Origin of the sequence: Oscillibacter sp., from assembly GCF_031978065.1 — a bacterium.
In the GTDB taxonomy this organism is placed as follows: Bacteria; Bacillota; Clostridia; order Oscillospirales; family Oscillospiraceae; genus Oscillibacter.
In genome coordinates this window covers 1-16,832 of record NZ_DALZCH010000014.1, presented here as the reverse complement: position 1 = coordinate 16,832, position 16,832 = coordinate 1, and the positions used below count along the sequence as shown (strand labels likewise).

Here is a 16,832-nt window from a genome sequence, read left to right as displayed (position 1 = left end):
AAATCCGCCCCGTGGCTTTTAAAAATGGATTCACCGCCTGCGGGCGATGCAAAGCAAGAGGCTGAGGAATTTACTTCCTCAGCCTCTTGAATCATGATAGGATACAATCCTTTTCGGAAAAATAGACCATAGAAATTTTGGTGTTTCAGTCTGCCAGTGCCTGAAGTCTCTCCCGGTCCGTCAGCTCCACAGCGCCCCGGGAGAGGGACACCATGCCCTCCGACTGGAAATAGCGCAGCATCCGAGTGACCACCTCCCGGGCTGTTCCCAGATGCGCGGCAATTTTGTCGTGGGTGATGCGCAGCACGTCGCCGCCGTCCAGCGTGCTCTCCGCCAGCAGAAATTCCGCAAGGCGCTTGTCAAAGCTCTTCCACATAATCTGCTCCACCAGCCACATCACCTCGGAAAACCGCGCGGCCATCAACTGATTGGTGTAATTTGCCACAGCAAGGGAGCTGTCGGAAAGCCGCTTATATACGTCCGAGGGAATCACCCACAGCTCCGCGTCCTTCTCCGCTTCCACGGCAATGTCAAACTGAATGTTCTTCATGATGCAGGAGGCGGAAAACAGGCACATATCCCGCTCGAACAGGCGGTAAATGGTGATTTCCTTCCCCTCGTCGGAGAGAATGAACGCCCTTAACTGGCCGGAGCGCACGATCATCAGGCCCACGCAGTCCGCGACACCGGCGTGCAGAAGCGTCCCCTTGGGCGCAGAGCGCCGCACCGCCGCGCCCGCCAGCAGCGCCCGCTCTCTCTCGGTCAGCTCCTTCCAAACCGGAAAATATTCCTCCAGCTCCATGCGCCAACGCCTCCCGTCAATGCGGCCTTTTGAAAAAGCGCCGCCTGTTTATATACTACTATGATTATACCCGTTATTTTCCGCCTGTCAATTTTTTAACCGGGCAGGAATCCGCCGCTGACGGTGACAACGTCACAGAAAAACCGGGCCGGCGGGCATATACTGTTAAAAAATAGACGTGCGCCCAAAGAGGGCTGCACGACAAGGAGGAGAAGCTATGTCAAAGGTGGTAATTATCGGCGGCGTCGCCGGAGGAGCAAGCTGCGCTGCGCGGCTGCGCCGACTGGACGAGGCGGCGGAAATCGTTCTGCTGGAGCGGGGGGAGTACATATCCTACGCCAACTGCGGGCTGCCTTATTATGTGGGAGACGTGATTCGCTCCCGGGACGCGCTGCTGGTGCAAAAGCCCGAGGTGATGCGCCAGCGGTTTCGGGTGGATGTGCGCACGCAGAACGAGGCTCTTTTCATTGACCGGAATGAAAAGACCGTAGAAATTAAAAATCTTGCCACGGGGGAGGTCTATCAGGAACCTTACGACAAGCTGGTGTTGGCCACCGGATCTTCTCCCATCCGCCCGCCCATCCCCGGGATTGACTCTCCTCGTATCCGTACCCTGTGGACCGTGCCGGACACGGATCGGCTGCGTGCCATGGCTCGGGAGAGCGGCGCACGCTCGGCTGCGGTCATCGGCGGCGGATTTATCGGACTGGAGGTGGCGGAAAACCTTCACCATTCGGGTCTGGACACCACCATTGTGGAAATGCTGGATCAGGTGATGGCCCCTATGGACTACGAGATGGCTCAAGTTTTGCATGAAAACATCGAGGCAAACGGCGTGCATCTGTTCCTTGGCGACGGGGTGGACTCTTTCAGGGACGACGGGAAGCAGGTGACCATCGTGCTGAAAAGCGGACGGGAGGTCACCGTGGATTTCGTGGTGCTGTCCATCGGCGTGCGCCCCAACAATGAGCTTGCCAAGGCCGCGGGGCTGGAGCTGAATCAGCGCGGCGGCGTGGTGGTAGACGATTCTTTGCGCACGGCGGACCCGGATATTTACGCCGTGGGCGACATCGCGGAGGTGGGCGAGCTGGTGTTCGGCGGGCGAGCCATGGCTCCGCTGGCAGGCCCCGCCAACAAGCAGGGCCGCATTGCGGCGGACAACATCACAGGAGGAAACTCGGTTTACCGGGGCGCCCAGAGCACCTCAATTTTCAAGGTTTTTGACCTAACCGCCGGGACTACGGGTGTGAACGAAAAGACGCTTACACAGCGTGGGATGCTTCCGGGCCGGGACTATGAGCGGGCGGTGATTACCCAGAACTCCCACGCGGGCTATTATCCCGGCGCGGTGCCAATGTTTTTGAAGCTTTTGTTCTCCATGGACGGAAAGAAGCTGTTCGGCGCGCAGATCGTGGGCTATGACGGCGTGGATAAACGGATTGACACCATCGCGGCAACCCTGCGGCTTGGCGGCGGCGTTCGGGAGCTGACGGAGCTGGAACTTGCCTATGCTCCGCCCTATTCCTCCGCCAAAGACCCTGTAAATATGTTGGGCTTTACAGCGGAAAACGTCCTTACCGGGAAAATTCGTTTCTCGGATTGGGACGCGGTGGAAAAGCTTCCGGATGCGGTTTTGCTGGATGTGCGGGAGGACGCGGAGCGGATGGCGTTTCCGCTGGAAAGCGCCCTTCACATCCCTCTTGGAGAGCTGCGGGACCGGCTGGACGAGGTGGACCGCACGAAGCCCGTTTTGGTGTTCTGCGCCATTGGTGTGCGCTCCTATAACGCGTCCCGCGTCCTGATGCAAAAGGGCTTCACCAATATCCTGCTTTATCCCGCCGGGACACGGTTCTACCAGTCCACCCACTATCGGCAGTTTGGGGAGACTGTTCAGTCGGCCCCGCCGGTTTCAGACAACGGGCAGGCGGCGGAAAGCGCCGCACCCGTCGTCCCCAAAGAGACAATCCGGCTGGACTGCAACGGACTGCAATGCCCCGGCCCCATCATGAAGGTATTTGAAACCATGAAGGAGATGGGGGACGGGGAGACGCTGGAGGTCACCGCCTCCGACCCCGGCTTTGTGAAGGATATCGGGGCATGGTGCCGCCGCACGGGAAACACGCTGATTGTCAGCGAGCGGCGGGGGACGGATTATGTGGCTCTGGTGCGCAAAGGCATGGCGGAGTCGACGGCAACTACTCCGGCAAGCGCGGCGGGCGTTCCTGTCGGCGCGGGCGCGCAGGTGATCGACACGCCGCAGGGAAAGACCATTATCGTCTTTTCCGGCGATTTGGATAAGGTGCTGGCCAGTTTTATCATTGCCAACGGCGCGGCGGCCATGGGCCGTCCTGTGACCATGTTCTTCACCTTCTGGGGGCTGACGGCCCTGCGTAAGGCGGAAAAGCAGCCGATAAAGAAGACCTTTATGGAATCCATGTTTGGCGGAATGCTGCCCCGGGGCAGCGAGAAGCTGAAAATTTCCCGGATGAATATGGCGGGGATGGGAACTGCCATGATGAAGAAAATCATGAACGACAAAAACGTAGACTCTCTGGAGGCTTTGATTCAAAAGGCTATGAAGCAGGGCGTGAAAATCGTGGCTTGTACCATGAGCATGGATGTCATGGGCATCAAGGAAGAAGAGCTGATCGAGGGCGTGGAACTGGGCGGCGTGGGCGCGTACCTTGGCGACGCGGAGGAGTCCAATGTGAACCTGTTCATTTAAGGAACACCGTCCGGGATTGGAAACCAGACGTTCCATGAAGGGGAAAAAGGCATGGCGTCCTGAAAGGAAAGCCATGCCTTTACCTGTGCGCGTAAATATGTTATCATAAGGGAGCCAAACACATACAGGAAAAGGGTGGACATTACTGGCCGTGTGGTAGATTGGAACGCAGCGCCAAAACCGGACAGATGAATGAAAGTGGTGGTTTGAAATGCAATACGGGCCAAATCCCAACGCAATTTACCCCAACGAGGCCATCAAAAGCGTGTGCTTTATTAAAAATGTGGTGACCCGGCCCAATATTTCGGTGGGGGAGTACACCTATTATGACGACAACACCGGCCCGGAGCAGTTTGAGAGTCACGTCACCCACCACTATGAGTTTTTAGGCGATAAGTTGATGATTGGAAAATTCTGCGCCATTGCCAAGGGCATTGAGTTTGTTATGAATGGCGCAAATCATCGCATGTGCAGCGTTACCACGTATCCCTTCAACATCATGGGCGGCGGCTGGGAGAAAGCGACGCCGGCGCTGGAAGACCTGCCATTCAAGGGAGATACCGTGGTGGGAAACGACGTGTGGATTGGGCAGAATGTCACCGTGATGCCCGGCGTGCACATCGGAGACGGAGCAATTATTGCGGCAAACTCCGTGGTTACAAGGGATGTTCCGCCCTATGCTGTTGCCGGGGGGAACCCCTGCAAAATTCTGCGCAAGCGGTTTGAAGACGAGCTAATAGACTATTTGTTGCGTCTAAAATGGTGGGACTGGGCGCCTCAAAAAATTTTTGACAATCTGGAAGCGCTGTGCAGCGCGGATTTGGATAAAATTAAAGAGATAGTCTGAGAGACGGCCTCGGATTCAAATATGTACATAGGGCGACGGAGCGCCTACGTGTAATTTATCTTGAACTTCGCCCGCGTTGCTGGTATAATAGCAACGCGGCAGCAATTATATATGTTATATCGGCTGCATCGCCCGTGGTGTATAAATAGGTGAAGGCAAGATTTGGGCAGGCGTGCCTACATCACGGGTGGGTTTGGGAACTGACACCAAAACAACGCGAAACTGAATATCGGGGTGTAGCGCAGTTGGTAGCGCGCCTGGTTTGGGAGTGCCGTGCCGGTATCTGAGCTGAGTGAAATAGAAATGCCGAAAGCCATTGAAACACAGGCGATTGCGGGATTTGATTGTCCATCGAAAAGCACCCCAAAATTGCATTTAATCACAGACAGTGAAATTTCCAGAAACCGAAAAAGTAAATATCCGGGTGTAGCGCAGTTGGTAGCGCGGGTGGTTTGGGACCATCAGGCCGCAGGTTCGAACCCTGTCACTCGGACCATGCGGAGTGTCCTTATAGGATTTGAGTATCCTATAAGGACACTCCGTTTTTTATCCTGCTTTTGATGTGTATTCAAGCATTACGCCCTGTCGGGTGTTGATTTTGACAGCAGTTGCGGGAATGTCTTTCTTTTGCGGCACAGCGAAAGGCCCGATAAAGTTATAGTGAATGACAATGTTTTGCGTTGTGCGTCCACTCACCTTTTCAGCGTGGTACACCACAATATGGTCAATGAGTTCCGTAACCAGCCGTTGGGACAGCTCGGTGACATTCGTATAGCGGCGTACCATTTCAAGAAAAAGGTCTGCGGTCATCAGTTCGCCGCCATTGTCTTTCAACTCTTTTTTGAGGGCTTTTGCCTTTGTGGCGTTCTCTCCCTGCTCCTCCTCGTACCGCTTTGACATCTTTGCAAAGCGTTCATCGGTGAGTTTGCCCGAAACATTGTCCTCGTACAGCTTTTCAAAAAGCCTGTCCAGTTCTTTGTCGCGGGCCAGCAGAGCGTCCAACTCCCTCTGCCTTTTTACCCGGTCACTTTGCGCCTTGTCCATTGAATGGCCGATAATAGACTTTACAAAGTCGTTCTCGTACTCGTTTGCAAACTGCGTAAGCCGCTGTACCTCTTGCAAAACAATCTGCTCTAAAAAGTCTTGTCGGATATAGTGTGTGGTAGGGCAGTTGCGATAGCCGCCGTTGTTGTTGCCACAGTTGAAATATTTAATATCGTGGTTGCCTTGATTGAAATGAAAATTGAGGTTGCCACCACAATCAGAACATTTCAAAAGCCCGGCAAATATACTGCGCTCACCGCTAACCGTTGGTTGCTTGCGGCGAGTGCCTTTTTTCTTTTGCAGGCTTTCCCACATATCCCGTTCAATGATTGGCTCATGCACATCCTTGAAAATCGCCATGTTCTGTTCGTCGTTGGCAATGCGCTTTTTCATCTTGTACGACTTGGAAAAGGTCTTGAAGTTAATCACATCGCCGCAATACCCTTGCAGAGACAGCAACTTGGCAATGGTGGAGTGCCGCCAATTTTTGGGGTCAATGGCGGTTTTTTTGCCGCCCCGCCCCATGCCTTTGCTTTGCCAGTAGGCCGTAGGGGTCAAGATTTTGTTGGCTGAAAGTATTGTGGAGATTTCCCCGATACCGTAGCCGTCATAGCGCATTTGAAAAATGCGGCGTACTACTGCGGCGGCCTCCTCGTCAATTATCCAGCGTTTGGGGTCGTCCGGGTCTTTGATGTACCCATAGGGCGGCATGGAGAGAGGCACACCCGAATTGCCTTTGAGTTTGTTGACTATTCGACGTTTCTTGGAAATGTCCTTGGCGTACCACTCGTTCATATGTTGGTGTTAGAAACCCCAACATACTACTTGCCATAATCACATCATATCCATTTTTTTGCGGAGCTTTCAAAGGGATATTGTAGCAAGACCACTTAAATTCAAAGGGCTTCATTAACTCGTACCGATAAATATCCTCTTTTTTATCTGTTGGTGCGCTCAATATTTTTTTGTAAATTTCGTCCGAACGGACACTTTTAATTTCCATATCATAAACTCCGTTTCTGCTACCTCTATGTTACTACTATACACTATGACGTAACGACAGGGTCAAGTGTTTTTGCAAAAAATATTGCTTGTATACATTCGTCCGTTGGCTATCTATCACATTATTTTCTTGCTTCCTTATGGACACTGCCCATTGGCCCCGGGGTTATCCGACCCGTAGCCCTCCAGCAGGTTGACAACGCCCCACACGCCGAGGCCAGCGCCCAGCGCAATCACGAGGGTTTGCAGAGTGTCGATTGCAGATGAAAAAAATTCCATAGATAGTTACCTCCATCAGTTGATTTGATTTTTGAACATAAAAAAGCCGCCATTTCTGGCGGTACAACTTCGGGCCAAATTGGCCCGAAGTTTATATATGGCGGATACTTAGGAGGAGCACGAGCCAAATAGCATCTTCCCTTTCATATTGTTTTATGTGATTTTTTGAGATATAATAGCTATAATTCAAATTTTCTTTTCAATAATTTTTATAAAGTGTAGGAGGGGCTATATGTCGGACTATTTGAACGAAGAATATTGCGTTTTTGATAACGACGCATCAGCTTCTTCTTTTGGGTGGAATTTTCAGTCTAACGCGGGGATATTTTTGTTTTTGAAGTATATCCAGCAGGCAGAGGACATTAAGATAGAATCTAAATTACAGGATATTGAAATAACTTTACTGGATGGGAACAAAGTTTTTGCTCAAGCAAAATCATCACAAGATTTTACCGTAGCTAAGGATACAAAAGAAAAATTTAAAGATGCCATTGTTTCACTTGCGAGAAATAAGCAAGATGGAAACAAATTGGTTTATATTTCAAATGTTCCAGATACTTTCAAGTCCGCTACAGGTGTTTTTAATAATTCCGTAGTTCCTTACACTGATTGCTTGTCTGGTATAAAAGATGAAATAGACAAAGCAATTCAGTCAACAATAGCATCAATTGAGAAAAAGCTAGCGGCTGAAACAAAGCAAGAGAAGCGGCGCAGAATTCAAATTGCAAAAGAAATGGTTGAAAATTTTGATAAATCCACACTATATATATCTACCATTCATCCATACTGGGGCAATGAGGAAAATCGATATCAATCAATTAGCGATGCTGTTCTCAGTTTCTTGGTAGATGATATTAAACTTAGTAGAGATGATGCAATTAGTATTAAACAACGTCTGCTTGAGCATTGGCAACTACGTTTTGAGCATAATTCGACCATTAAAGATACTGAATCTCAAAAGAAATTGAAAAAGTCAGATTTTGTCTGGCCTGTCGCAGCATTTTTAATTGATAACGAATTATCTGAAATTTACGATTGCTTGACTTTCACCCCCGATAAATGTATCACTAACGAAGTAAAACGAATATTAGAAAGCTCAGAATGCTTCTATCACGAGAGATTCGAATTTTCCAATAGTGTCTTACAAGAGTTCAACCAATTTAAGAAAGAGAATCGTCTGGACGCTGTTGAAAAAGTTTTTATAAAGTCTCACTATAACTTGTTTCTTAATGAATTTAGTAATATTGAAGATCTCGAAGAAAGAGAATATATCACCAAGGCTTTCATGTTCCGAATTATTTGCAATTATAAAAACCTACAAAGAATCGGCAAGGGGGCGGGAATGAAGATATGATTATCGAACAGCTTATCTTAACAGAGGGAATGGAAACCAATAAGGATATTTTTGTCCCGCAAAAAAACCTTATCTTTTCCTCAAAAAACACCAAGGGAAAATCTACATATATTCGATTGATATTTTATGCCCTGGGCTATCCCATCCCAACCATGAAAGGAATTGATTTCGCCCAAATATATACTGAGATTACCTTTGTTGAAAAGAACAAACGATATATAGCATCTCGGGAAGGTAATTTATTGAATCTAAAAGTCGATAATGATACATTTTCATATACTTTACCAAGTGAACATTTTGCTTTTTTGTCGTATATTTTTGAATATGAAAATGTAAAAGTTCTTAAAAATCTTTTGGGGTTTATTTACATTGATCAAGATAAAGGTTGGTCATTACTTAATCGAGGTACTGTCATAGGCAAAATCAAATTTAGCATTGAGGAATTATTGTCTGGACTAAACAAAATTGATATTGACGATTTGCTTGCAGAGAAGAGTAAACTTCAATTAAATAGGGACATATACTCGGCTATGTTAAACATGCATGAATTGAGTGAGCAAGTACATGAGCAAAATGGAGAAATATTTGTAACTGATACTGAAAACATGCTCACTGACGAAATTGCTTTTTATGATTTAAAAATTGATGATATTATGAAATCACTAAAAGAAGTAAATGCTGTCATTTTAAGAGAAAAGCAATTTTACGATTATATAGATTCCATGCGTTTATCTGTTTGTCAAAATGATATCATCATACCAGTAAACAGAGAAACGCTCGTAAATTCAACTGCTAACTACGAGTATTTAAAGGCACGTAGAAGCATTTTAGTTACAGATATTGAACGACTTAAGCGAGAAAGATCGAATCTCAAAACAAAACTGAATGAATTAGAAATTAAGAATATGCAGATTACTATGTTCCCAAGCGAAGAGGCTGGTGATACTATTGTCAACAAGCAACTTTCACTTTTAAACATAGACCAAAAGTTAGTCGAACAATTACTGGATAAGACAATTGACGAACTGAAAATCATTAGCTCGAAGATAAAAGCAACAATTAAAGCCGACAATCCATATATCAAAAAAATATATGATTATGTATTCAAATATGCTGAGTTGCTTGGTGTTGACGACAAAATGGTATTAAAAAAGGATTTTATTTTTACATCTGACTTAAAATCAATGTCTGGCGCCGTACTCCAAAAAATGGTCTTTGCTTTTAAGGTTGCTTTTTTGAAAGTAATTGAAGAAGACATGAATACGCATTTATTCATGGTACTAGATTCCCCAAAAGGCAAAGAATTAGATGATGATAATACAAAACTCATTGAAACATTAATTTCAGAAGAATTGGTGAAAAACCAAATATTTATTGCCAGCATATATGAGTTTAGTCACGAAAATAGAATTGTCATTAAAGAAAGAGCCATTGAAAACAGAGGCTTTTAGCGATGGTTTAAACATAACCTCGGGCCAACTTGGCCCGAGGTTATGTTATTTACTCGAAGTCGTCCACGCTGTCGAGGTCGTCATAGTTGAGGATGTCCTCGTCCTCGTCCATGCTCTCGGCGGTGGCGTCCACTTCGTAGGCCGCATACTGCTCATTGGGATTGAGCGCCAAACGGCGGTTTATCAGTTTGCCGAGGTCAAAGGCATTTTTCTTGTCGGCCTCGGCGGTGTACTTGTAATTGGGGTGCTGCTTTAGGTCGTACTTGGGGGAGAAAAACGGCGGCAATCCTCTAAGTTGCAAAATACACTTGTTCCCGGGCATTGTCGTTATTTCGCTGGCCGTCAGAAGTTCCCGCCCCAGCCGTTGCATATTCTGGCCGTAGCTTTCCGACTGGCCCCGGGTGCGGCTTTCGGTCTGCATGGAGATTGTGGACTTGCCCAGCCAGTTCTCGGAAATCTCCTTGATGGTGGAGCTTTCCCGACCTCCAAGAAAAACAACGCTGTCCATGTTGCCCATAATCGTTTCGGCGTTGTCCTTGTAAATGGCTTTGCATTGCGATAGCTGCTGGTACAGGAGGCACAGACTACATTCTCTGGAGCGAATAACGGCCACCAGCTTTTCAAGCTGGGGCACTTGGCCCGTATTTGCGGCCTCATCCCAAAGTACCCGCACATGATGGGGCAAGCGGCCCCCGAAAACGGTATCGGCCCTCTCACACAGGAGATTGAACATTTGGGAAAAGGCCAGCGCAACAATGAAATTGTAGGTGCTGTCGGTGTCCGAGATAACAAAAAAGAGCGCCGTTTTACGGTCGCCCAGCTTGTCCAGCTCCAATTCATCGTAGCGCATGATCTCCCGCAGTTCCCCGATGTCAAAGGGGGCCAAGCGTGCGCCGCAGCTAATCAAAATGGATTTTGCGGTTTTGCCGCTGGCTAATTTGTACTTGGCATATTGGCGCACCGCAAACGAGTTCGACTTGCGCTTTGCCAGTCCGTCAAACATATAATCAACGGCATTTTTGAAACTTTCATCGTCCTCCTTTACTTCCATGCTGTTTATCATTTCCACCAGCGTATTGAGGTTTCGTTCCTCCTCTGGCCCCTCAAAAACGATATAGCCGATAAGGGCGCAGTACAAAAGCGTTTCGGCCTTTGTCCAAAAGGGGTCGCCCTCCTTGCCATCGCCCTTGGTGTTGCTGATAAGGGTATTGACAAACTTTAGAATATCGCTTTCGCTCTTGATGTAGGCCAGCGGGTTATAGTGCATACTTTTTGAAAAGTCGATGCTGTTAAAAATCTTGATTATATAGCCCTTATGCCGATGTAGAAAGGTTCCGCATTGGTCTATCAGCCCGCCCTTGGGGTCTACCACCACATAGGAGGAATGGGCCTGCAAAAGCTGTGGGGTCAGCCAAAAACGGGTTTTCCCCGAACCGGACGAACCGATAACGGCGCAGTTGAGATTGCGGGCATTGGCCGGGTTTTGGGGCCGGGTGTTCATGGTGAGCTGCTCGGTAGCTGTGAGTATGACGTTGTTTTCAAATTTGGGGTCTACAAAGAGCTTGATGTCGGCGGGCGTACCCCATCGGGCGCTGCCATACTCCGCATCCCGGCGAAACTTCTTTGCGTTCTTCACCTTTTGATAAATGAGAAATCGGAATAACAACGCCCCGGATATGCCCACCAGCCAGTCAAAGGGAGCGAGGCCGGGCGCTATTGTCTCAAAGGCCGGGCCTATATTTTTCAGCGTTCCCAGCAGCTTGTCACCGAAAGACACGCCAGCGGCAAGGCGATAGGCTGTGCCGATCTTCAAAGCGGCCCAGCCTATCAGCAGATACGGCAGGTTTGGCAGGATGTATTTTCTGATGTTATCTGTCCTCATACGCCGCCTCCCTTGCCCGTTCCTTGGTGGGGGCTTTCTCCCGCACCAGTTCCCGCAGCCTTTTGAGCTGCCCGAGGATAGAGGGGCGTTTTTCCTGTTGCCGGTTCATCATCCGCTTTGTGTAGTCGGAAAAAGCGGCGGTGATGGCGTCAGCTTGACCTCCCTTAAAGAACAGCAGAAATTTACCATCCTCCACCTTATGAAAGGCATAGTCAACGCCATATTTGCGGGCCACCCGGTCAAACAGGCGGGTATCACCGTTCAGCGGGATGCTGCTGGTATTTACCCTATGGCCCATAAGCTGCTTGACGCTCTGGCGGCCTTGCGGGGTGAAATGCTCCACCTGTTTCTTTTTCAGATAGGCCAGATACTTTTGAACGGCGGCCAACAGTACCCGGCCTGTGACTTTCGTTGCCTTGACGGTGATTGCAACGGTTTTGTGGTTTACTTCCTCTTGCAAAGATACCCCCCTTTCCTAAAATGACATCGGGCCTCGTCGTCGCAAACTGCACTCCGCAACTTCGGGCCAAATTGGCCCGAAGTTTGCGCCGCTCCGTTGCTCCTCCTCTCCCCACAAAGCCCACGGCTTTGCGGGGACCCCGATACCCGAAGTCTACTGCTGGGCCTCCGTCTGGCCCTGCCGTTTAACGGTCAGAATACCGTCCAGCGTGGTTGCGGTGATATTAAGCCGCTGGGCGGTAGCGATGTCGTTTTTCACGTCCTCGCTGGCCTTGCTGCCGCAGACCACCAGCACATGGGAGCGCCGCAGCATATCCCGGCAAATGTCAATGCCGCTTTTATGCTCCTCGGGGATAGCGTCATTGAGAAACAAAGGCAGATAGAGCATGGGGCAGACCGGGGAAAATCCGGCCTCATAAACTGCTCGGCAATACCCGGCGGCAAGCTGTGTATCGGCCCTGTTGTCGCCACTCCAAGCGGCGGTGATATATGCGATGGGCCTTCTCATGGAAATCAACTCCTTTCAAGTGTCTGCAAGGTGGTCAACCTTTCCCCATCCCTTTCCAATCTTGGAAAGGGGGTGGCTCGGGGGAATATCCCCGCCGCTGGCGGCCTTAAAGCACGACCGGGAAAGTCGGTCAAGGGTGCTACGCACCGCCTACGGCGGCTTGGCCCTTGACAGACTTTGCCCGGTTGTGCTACCTGTATAGCGGCGACGGGGAATATTCCACCACCGACCCATTCAAAACATCGGGCCAAATTGGCCCGATGTCCGTTACTTCTCTTGCTCGGCTTTTTTCTCGGCCTTGCCCTGCTCGGGCGGCTGCTTGGACTTCCAATCGTCCAGCAGGGCCAAAATCTGGTCTTTCATCTCCCGGGGGGTCTTGTCCTTGCCGAAATACTGGCCTAACTCTTGGCTGGAAATAATCACTTTGTCTACCTCCTTTTTTTCTTCAAGCATGATGCCGTCGATGACATCGGCGTTTAACATTCCCTTTTGGTCGAGTTCCCGCATCCTCTGGGCCTGCGAGAGGGAGGGGCCGGACTGCTGCCCCTCGATGGCAACGGCGATATACCGCTGCTGCTTTGGCTTGATGTAGGCCATCTCCACCGCTGGGGTAAACCCGATGGCCTTTTTATCCACCATTTCCATCAAGTCGGGAACAAGGTCGCCCAGCTTGATAAACCGCTGCATCTGCTTGACGGTCATTTTATTGCGCTCGGCCACGATTTCATTGGAACGCTTTCCAACGTCCGCACCCTCGGCGGGGCCTCTCGACCCCTGCCGCTTGAGGGCATCCAACTGCATTTTCAGCGCCTTGGAACGCTCGCTGGGCAAAATATACTCACGCTGGTTTGTGTTGTCCTCCACCATCTGCATGATGGCCTGTTCATCCGTCATATTGCGGACGATACAGGGCATATTGAACATCCCGGCCAATTCGCTGGCCCGGTGGCGGCGGTGGCCCGATACGATTTCATAGCCGCCATCTTCACGGGGGCGGACAATAGCGGGCTGGGTCACGCCCTTGTCTTTGACGCTGGAAACCATAGCCTGCATTTCTTCGTCGTTACGCACCTCAAAGGGGTGGTTTTTGAACGGGTGCAGGTCGGAAAGATTGAGATAGATAATCTGCTCCATCTCGCCGGGACGGGTGGCATCCAGCGGCTCGGGCGGGGTTTCTGGCTGAACAGGGGTGGGCGGTTCCTCTTGGGTGGGCTTGCTTTTGGGCGGCTTAGGGGCTTTTGCCGCCTTTTCGCCCTTAGAGGACTTTTCGGACTTCGGGCCAACTTGGCCCGAGGTTTCTTTATCCTCCTTGGGCGGGCGGCCCCGGCGCTTGGGCTGCTGCTCGGCCTCAATTTCGGCAAGCGGCTTTTCCCATTCCTGCCGGGTATCCTCCTCGGGCGGCTCCTGCTGGGGGAAGTCAATCACCGCAGCGGCGGCCTCGGCCTCCTTTGCGGTGGCGTCATTTGCGCCGCTTTCCTCGGCAATGAGCTGTTCGGTGACTTCCGATGGGGTAACAGTCTCACTGGGGTCGGCGGTCATTTCGGGCGTCTGGGTGTCCGCCTCAAAAGGCGGGGCCTCTGGCTGCCCGCCCTGCTGCTCCTCGGCCATGATGTCTGCATCCTGCTGTACAGCGGGGGCGCTGTCCTGTTCGGGTGCTTTATTCTGCTTTGCCATTTATCAATACCTCCTTTTTGCCTTTTGGCATGAAAAAAGGGCCTAATCTTTCGATTAAGCCCTTTGGGTAGCGATGATGCCGTTACCCAGTTTATATCAAACACAAAAGCCGCCCATAGTCTCCATAGGGCGGCCCTTGCGTGGGATATTTCCTTTTTTGTTGTAAATACAGCTTGTCTGATGCCTGTAAACCCTTGATTTTACTGGCTTTCTTTAAGTCCTGTAATTCCACTCGGACCACGTAAACCGGCAAATTTCGATATGAAATTTGCCGGTTTGTTTTATACTCGATATATGCTATACTAAAACAATGTATTGATATAGTACAAAGGCTGAGCCTTTTTCAATTTAGCGGAGAGAAAGGCCCATATATACATAGGGGGATGTGCTCATTGCTGAATAAGAACAATAAATCAATGTTTTTCATCTTGCTCATCCCACTATATTTGCTGTTTTTTGCGTGCCTGATAGGGATAAGCATGGGGAGTGTTGAATGGCTTAATGCTATACTTATTGCATTTGTAATAATTATTGCTGCTTGGGGATTGAGTAAAGAAAATAGCATATTAACAAATATAATCGGGCTGTTATGTTTTATAGGTCTGGGGGTATATTTAATCTACCCGACATTGGCGCGAACGGAACGTATAGGCCCATGGACAATAAATATTTACGTCGGAGCTACACTTGTGCTTTGGGGTATGGCGGCTTTTGTCTATGATATCATAAAATTAATATCCAAACACAAAAAGCAATGAATGTTCCGAGCACCTATATTCACCTAAGAGGAAATGAGAGTAAAGAGATAGGTTCATGTGAATTGCCTATTACGTTTGTAATGGCAGTTCAAGTCCTCCTCTTAAAATATGATGATATCCAGATTTGACGTGGCTCGCAAAAATCCGCCGTTCTTTAGAACGGCGGATTTTTTGTTAGACTGTATGTATTATGCATGGTGGATTATTAAAATTCATTGCGGAAAGAATGACCATTCTACTGACTGACAAGTTGTAGTAAAAGTATTGAAAATTTTTTCTAACGGATACTCCGGAACAGCCTGTATAATAAAAATCGGATGGTCGTCATCGATATGCAAGTTTAAAAGCGCAGATTCTTTGATTGATGCAATATCAGCGTCTTTTTGATTGCCGTTTGCTAGAGCTGAATATGTGATATAAATATTTTGATAGCGGCAATCTCGATTGATCAGTTGATAAATCATCTCAAAAAACGAATCCGGCAGTGCGTCAAAAACAAACAGATATTGTTTGCAGCGGGCATCATGAACCACCAGCAGCTTACCGCCCTCCGAAATTGCCATTTCCCTGATCTCAGGAATTTTATCATTCCACAAATTTGCGCCTCCGCGTGACAGATCTTTTATCAAAATCACGGAAGGACTTCCCTTGAGCAACCGCTTAATTGTACTGCGAGCAACCCGATGAAATTTCTCTTCGTTTTCTATCTGCTCGGGTACGTTTTCCCTGTAGAAAAAAGAGGGAATTCCATAATAGCTGACGAATCCTGGCATAGCTTCATAGTCCCGAAAATCGCCCTGTGACAGGCGGAATTCATCCGGCTTGGGAGAAGACCCTTTTTTTTTACTATGCCATAAGAACATATTCATTCTCCAATCTCCGTAATATTGATCACCCACTTGCCTAGGGAAGATCCGGCGTAAGAACCAGCCACGCCAAGGATTAATCCTCCGGCAATACCACCAATCGCCGTACCAATTCCGGGGAGGATAGCAGTTCCAATCGCAGCTCCGGCAAGCGCCCCGCCCTTTGCTCCCAGTGCGCCGCCAGCCCAACTGCCGCCGATGCTGGCGGCAGACGTATAAGTAATCTTTCCAATCTTTCCATCTGCATCATGCAAATCATCATCAATCGTATTGGCAAGCTCAAGTGCGTCCAAGGCTGCACCCGCTACTAGAAATATGCGTCCGGCTGTTTTTACAACCTTGGCGGAATGTTGAAAATCCTTTAAAATATCGTAGGCTTCTTTAGAAATCTCCATATGGTCTACCTGTGAAGCCAGCGATTTTTGCCATGCAAATGCCTCTGCTGAAGTTCTAACATTAATATGATAATAATTTGGATTCCCTTGATAGGGGTGTAAATCCGCACTAAAAAGCGGAAGAGATGAATCTACCGATACCAATTTTGAAAATTGCTGCCCACCCTTTGTGGTCTTTGTCACAGCGGCAATCCCTGTCCAATTACTTTGCAGTGGGTCTACCCATGTGAGGGAAGGAACTGTACCATGAATGAGTTCTTCCATAAAATTAGATCGGGCGGAATCTGTTTTCTTTCCATAAACGCCATCTTCCAGCAATTGATTAGATAAATGCAAAGCATTCAGCCCACTTTGCAGCTCCCGAATTTTTGCCGGGTCGCCGCCCACAAACCACGCCAGCTTTTCAATCTTACTGCTGGCCGAGCCGGTGCTGCTGCCGCAGCGCTCCAGTTCGCCGACGGCAAGCTTCAGTTCTTTGGCGGTATCATCGGTGATGTAATTGTTCTCCCGCTCATTGCGCTCCAAGTCCCGCTCCAACTGGTGAGCAATGGATTCCAGCGAACTTTTCAACAGCCCGTCATAGTCCGGGCTTCCCCAGCGGGCGCTGTACATGGTTGGGACATCCTGTCGGAAAACAACCCGCTCCATGCGGTCCAGATATTCGCGGCTCCCGATGGAGTACCCGCACTTCCCTCGGGTATCCGCTGCATCGCTTCCAGCCTGATAGGCGTCCGCAACCTCCTGCAAAAAGTCCTTGCCCTTTCCCTGCGCAACGTCTTCCAGAAA

At 49.2% G+C, this 16,832-nt stretch carries 13 protein-coding genes, 1 tRNA gene and 1 pseudogene; 6 read left to right on the top strand and 9 right to left on the bottom strand.

What is annotated here, in order from left to right; genetic code table 11:
* Positions 1-145: 145 nt before the first annotated feature.
* Positions 146-802, bottom strand: a complete 657-nt coding sequence (locus tag RTK01_RS03710) for a Crp/Fnr family transcriptional regulator (protein WP_312279685.1) — start codon at positions 800-802, stop codon at positions 146-148.
* Between the two features lie 217 nt (positions 803-1,019).
* Between RTK01_RS03710 and RTK01_RS03705 the strand changes: the two genes are divergently transcribed.
* From RTK01_RS03705 to RTK01_RS03695, 3 genes are all read left to right on the top strand, one after another.
* Positions 1,020-3,527: an FAD-dependent oxidoreductase gene (locus RTK01_RS03705; protein WP_312279684.1), complete on the top strand. Its 2,508-nt coding sequence runs from the start codon at positions 1,020-1,022 to the stop codon at positions 3,525-3,527.
* 211 nt (positions 3,528-3,738) lie between these two features.
* On the top strand, positions 3,739-4,374 hold the full coding sequence (locus RTK01_RS03700) for a Vat family streptogramin A O-acetyltransferase (protein ID WP_312279683.1): 636 nt from the start codon (positions 3,739-3,741) through the stop codon (positions 4,372-4,374).
* A gap of 420 nt (positions 4,375-4,794) precedes the next feature.
* Positions 4,795-4,870, top strand: a tRNA-Pro gene (locus RTK01_RS03695).
* A 50-nt stretch (positions 4,871-4,920) separates the two neighbouring features.
* Here the strand turns inward: RTK01_RS03695 and RTK01_RS03690 are convergent.
* Both RTK01_RS03690 and RTK01_RS03680 read right to left on the bottom strand, forming a co-directional pair.
* Positions 4,921-6,213 (bottom strand): DUF4368 domain-containing protein, encoded by a 1,293-nt coding sequence (locus RTK01_RS03690; protein WP_312279682.1) that lies wholly within the window; start codon positions 6,211-6,213, stop codon positions 4,921-4,923.
* Between the two features lie 354 nt (positions 6,214-6,567).
* Positions 6,568-6,699, bottom strand: a pseudogene (locus tag RTK01_RS03680) (Maff2 family mobile element protein); the annotation flags it as partial.
* Between the two features lie 232 nt (positions 6,700-6,931).
* Here RTK01_RS03680 and RTK01_RS03675 point away from each other — a divergent pair.
* Both RTK01_RS03675 and RTK01_RS03670 read left to right on the top strand, forming a co-directional pair.
* On the top strand, positions 6,932-8,053 hold the full coding sequence (locus RTK01_RS03675; protein ID WP_312279681.1) for a hypothetical protein: 1,122 nt from the start codon (positions 6,932-6,934) through the stop codon (positions 8,051-8,053).
* Positions 8,050-9,504, top strand: coding sequence for a hypothetical protein (locus RTK01_RS03670; protein WP_312279680.1), 1,455 nt, complete (start codon positions 8,050-8,052; stop codon positions 9,502-9,504). Before RTK01_RS03675 ends, RTK01_RS03670 begins: the two co-directional genes overlap by 4 nt.
* A 49-nt stretch (positions 9,505-9,553) precedes the next feature.
* On the opposite strand, the gene RTK01_RS03665 is transcribed toward RTK01_RS03670, so the two are convergent.
* From RTK01_RS03665 to RTK01_RS03650, 4 genes are all read right to left on the bottom strand, one after another.
* A complete protein-coding gene (locus RTK01_RS03665) occupies positions 9,554-11,386 on the bottom strand; it encodes a VirD4-like conjugal transfer protein, CD1115 family (protein ID WP_312279679.1) in 1,833 nt (610 codons plus the stop codon).
* Positions 11,373-11,846, bottom strand: a complete 474-nt coding sequence (locus tag RTK01_RS03660; protein ID WP_312279678.1) for a PcfB family protein — start codon at positions 11,844-11,846, stop codon at positions 11,373-11,375. Before RTK01_RS03660 ends, RTK01_RS03665 begins: the two co-directional genes overlap by 14 nt.
* Before the next feature lie 153 nt (positions 11,847-11,999).
* Positions 12,000-12,353, bottom strand: coding sequence for a hypothetical protein (locus RTK01_RS03655; RefSeq protein WP_312279677.1), 354 nt, complete (start codon positions 12,351-12,353; stop codon positions 12,000-12,002).
* Positions 12,354-12,620: 267 nt separating this feature from the next.
* A complete protein-coding gene (locus RTK01_RS03650; RefSeq protein ID WP_312279676.1) occupies positions 12,621-14,027 on the bottom strand; it encodes a ParB/RepB/Spo0J family partition protein in 1,407 nt (468 codons plus the stop codon).
* 392 nt (positions 14,028-14,419) lie between these two features.
* Here RTK01_RS03650 and RTK01_RS03645 point away from each other — a divergent pair, with 392 nt between their 5' ends.
* Positions 14,420-14,785 carry a hypothetical protein gene (locus tag RTK01_RS03645; protein WP_312279675.1) on the top strand — a complete coding sequence of 122 codons (366 nt, stop codon included), beginning with the start codon at positions 14,420-14,422 and terminating at the stop codon, positions 14,783-14,785.
* A gap of 212 nt (positions 14,786-14,997) precedes the next feature.
* On the opposite strand, the gene RTK01_RS03640 is transcribed toward RTK01_RS03645, so the two are convergent.
* Both RTK01_RS03640 and RTK01_RS03635 read right to left on the bottom strand, forming a co-directional pair.
* A complete protein-coding gene (locus RTK01_RS03640; RefSeq protein WP_312279674.1) occupies positions 14,998-15,654 on the bottom strand; it encodes a hypothetical protein in 657 nt (218 codons plus the stop codon).
* A complete protein-coding gene (locus RTK01_RS03635) occupies positions 15,651-16,658 on the bottom strand; it encodes a hypothetical protein (RefSeq protein ID WP_312279673.1) in 1,008 nt (335 codons plus the stop codon). Before RTK01_RS03635 ends, RTK01_RS03640 begins: the two co-directional genes overlap by 4 nt.
* Positions 16,659-16,832: the final 174 nt, after the last annotated feature.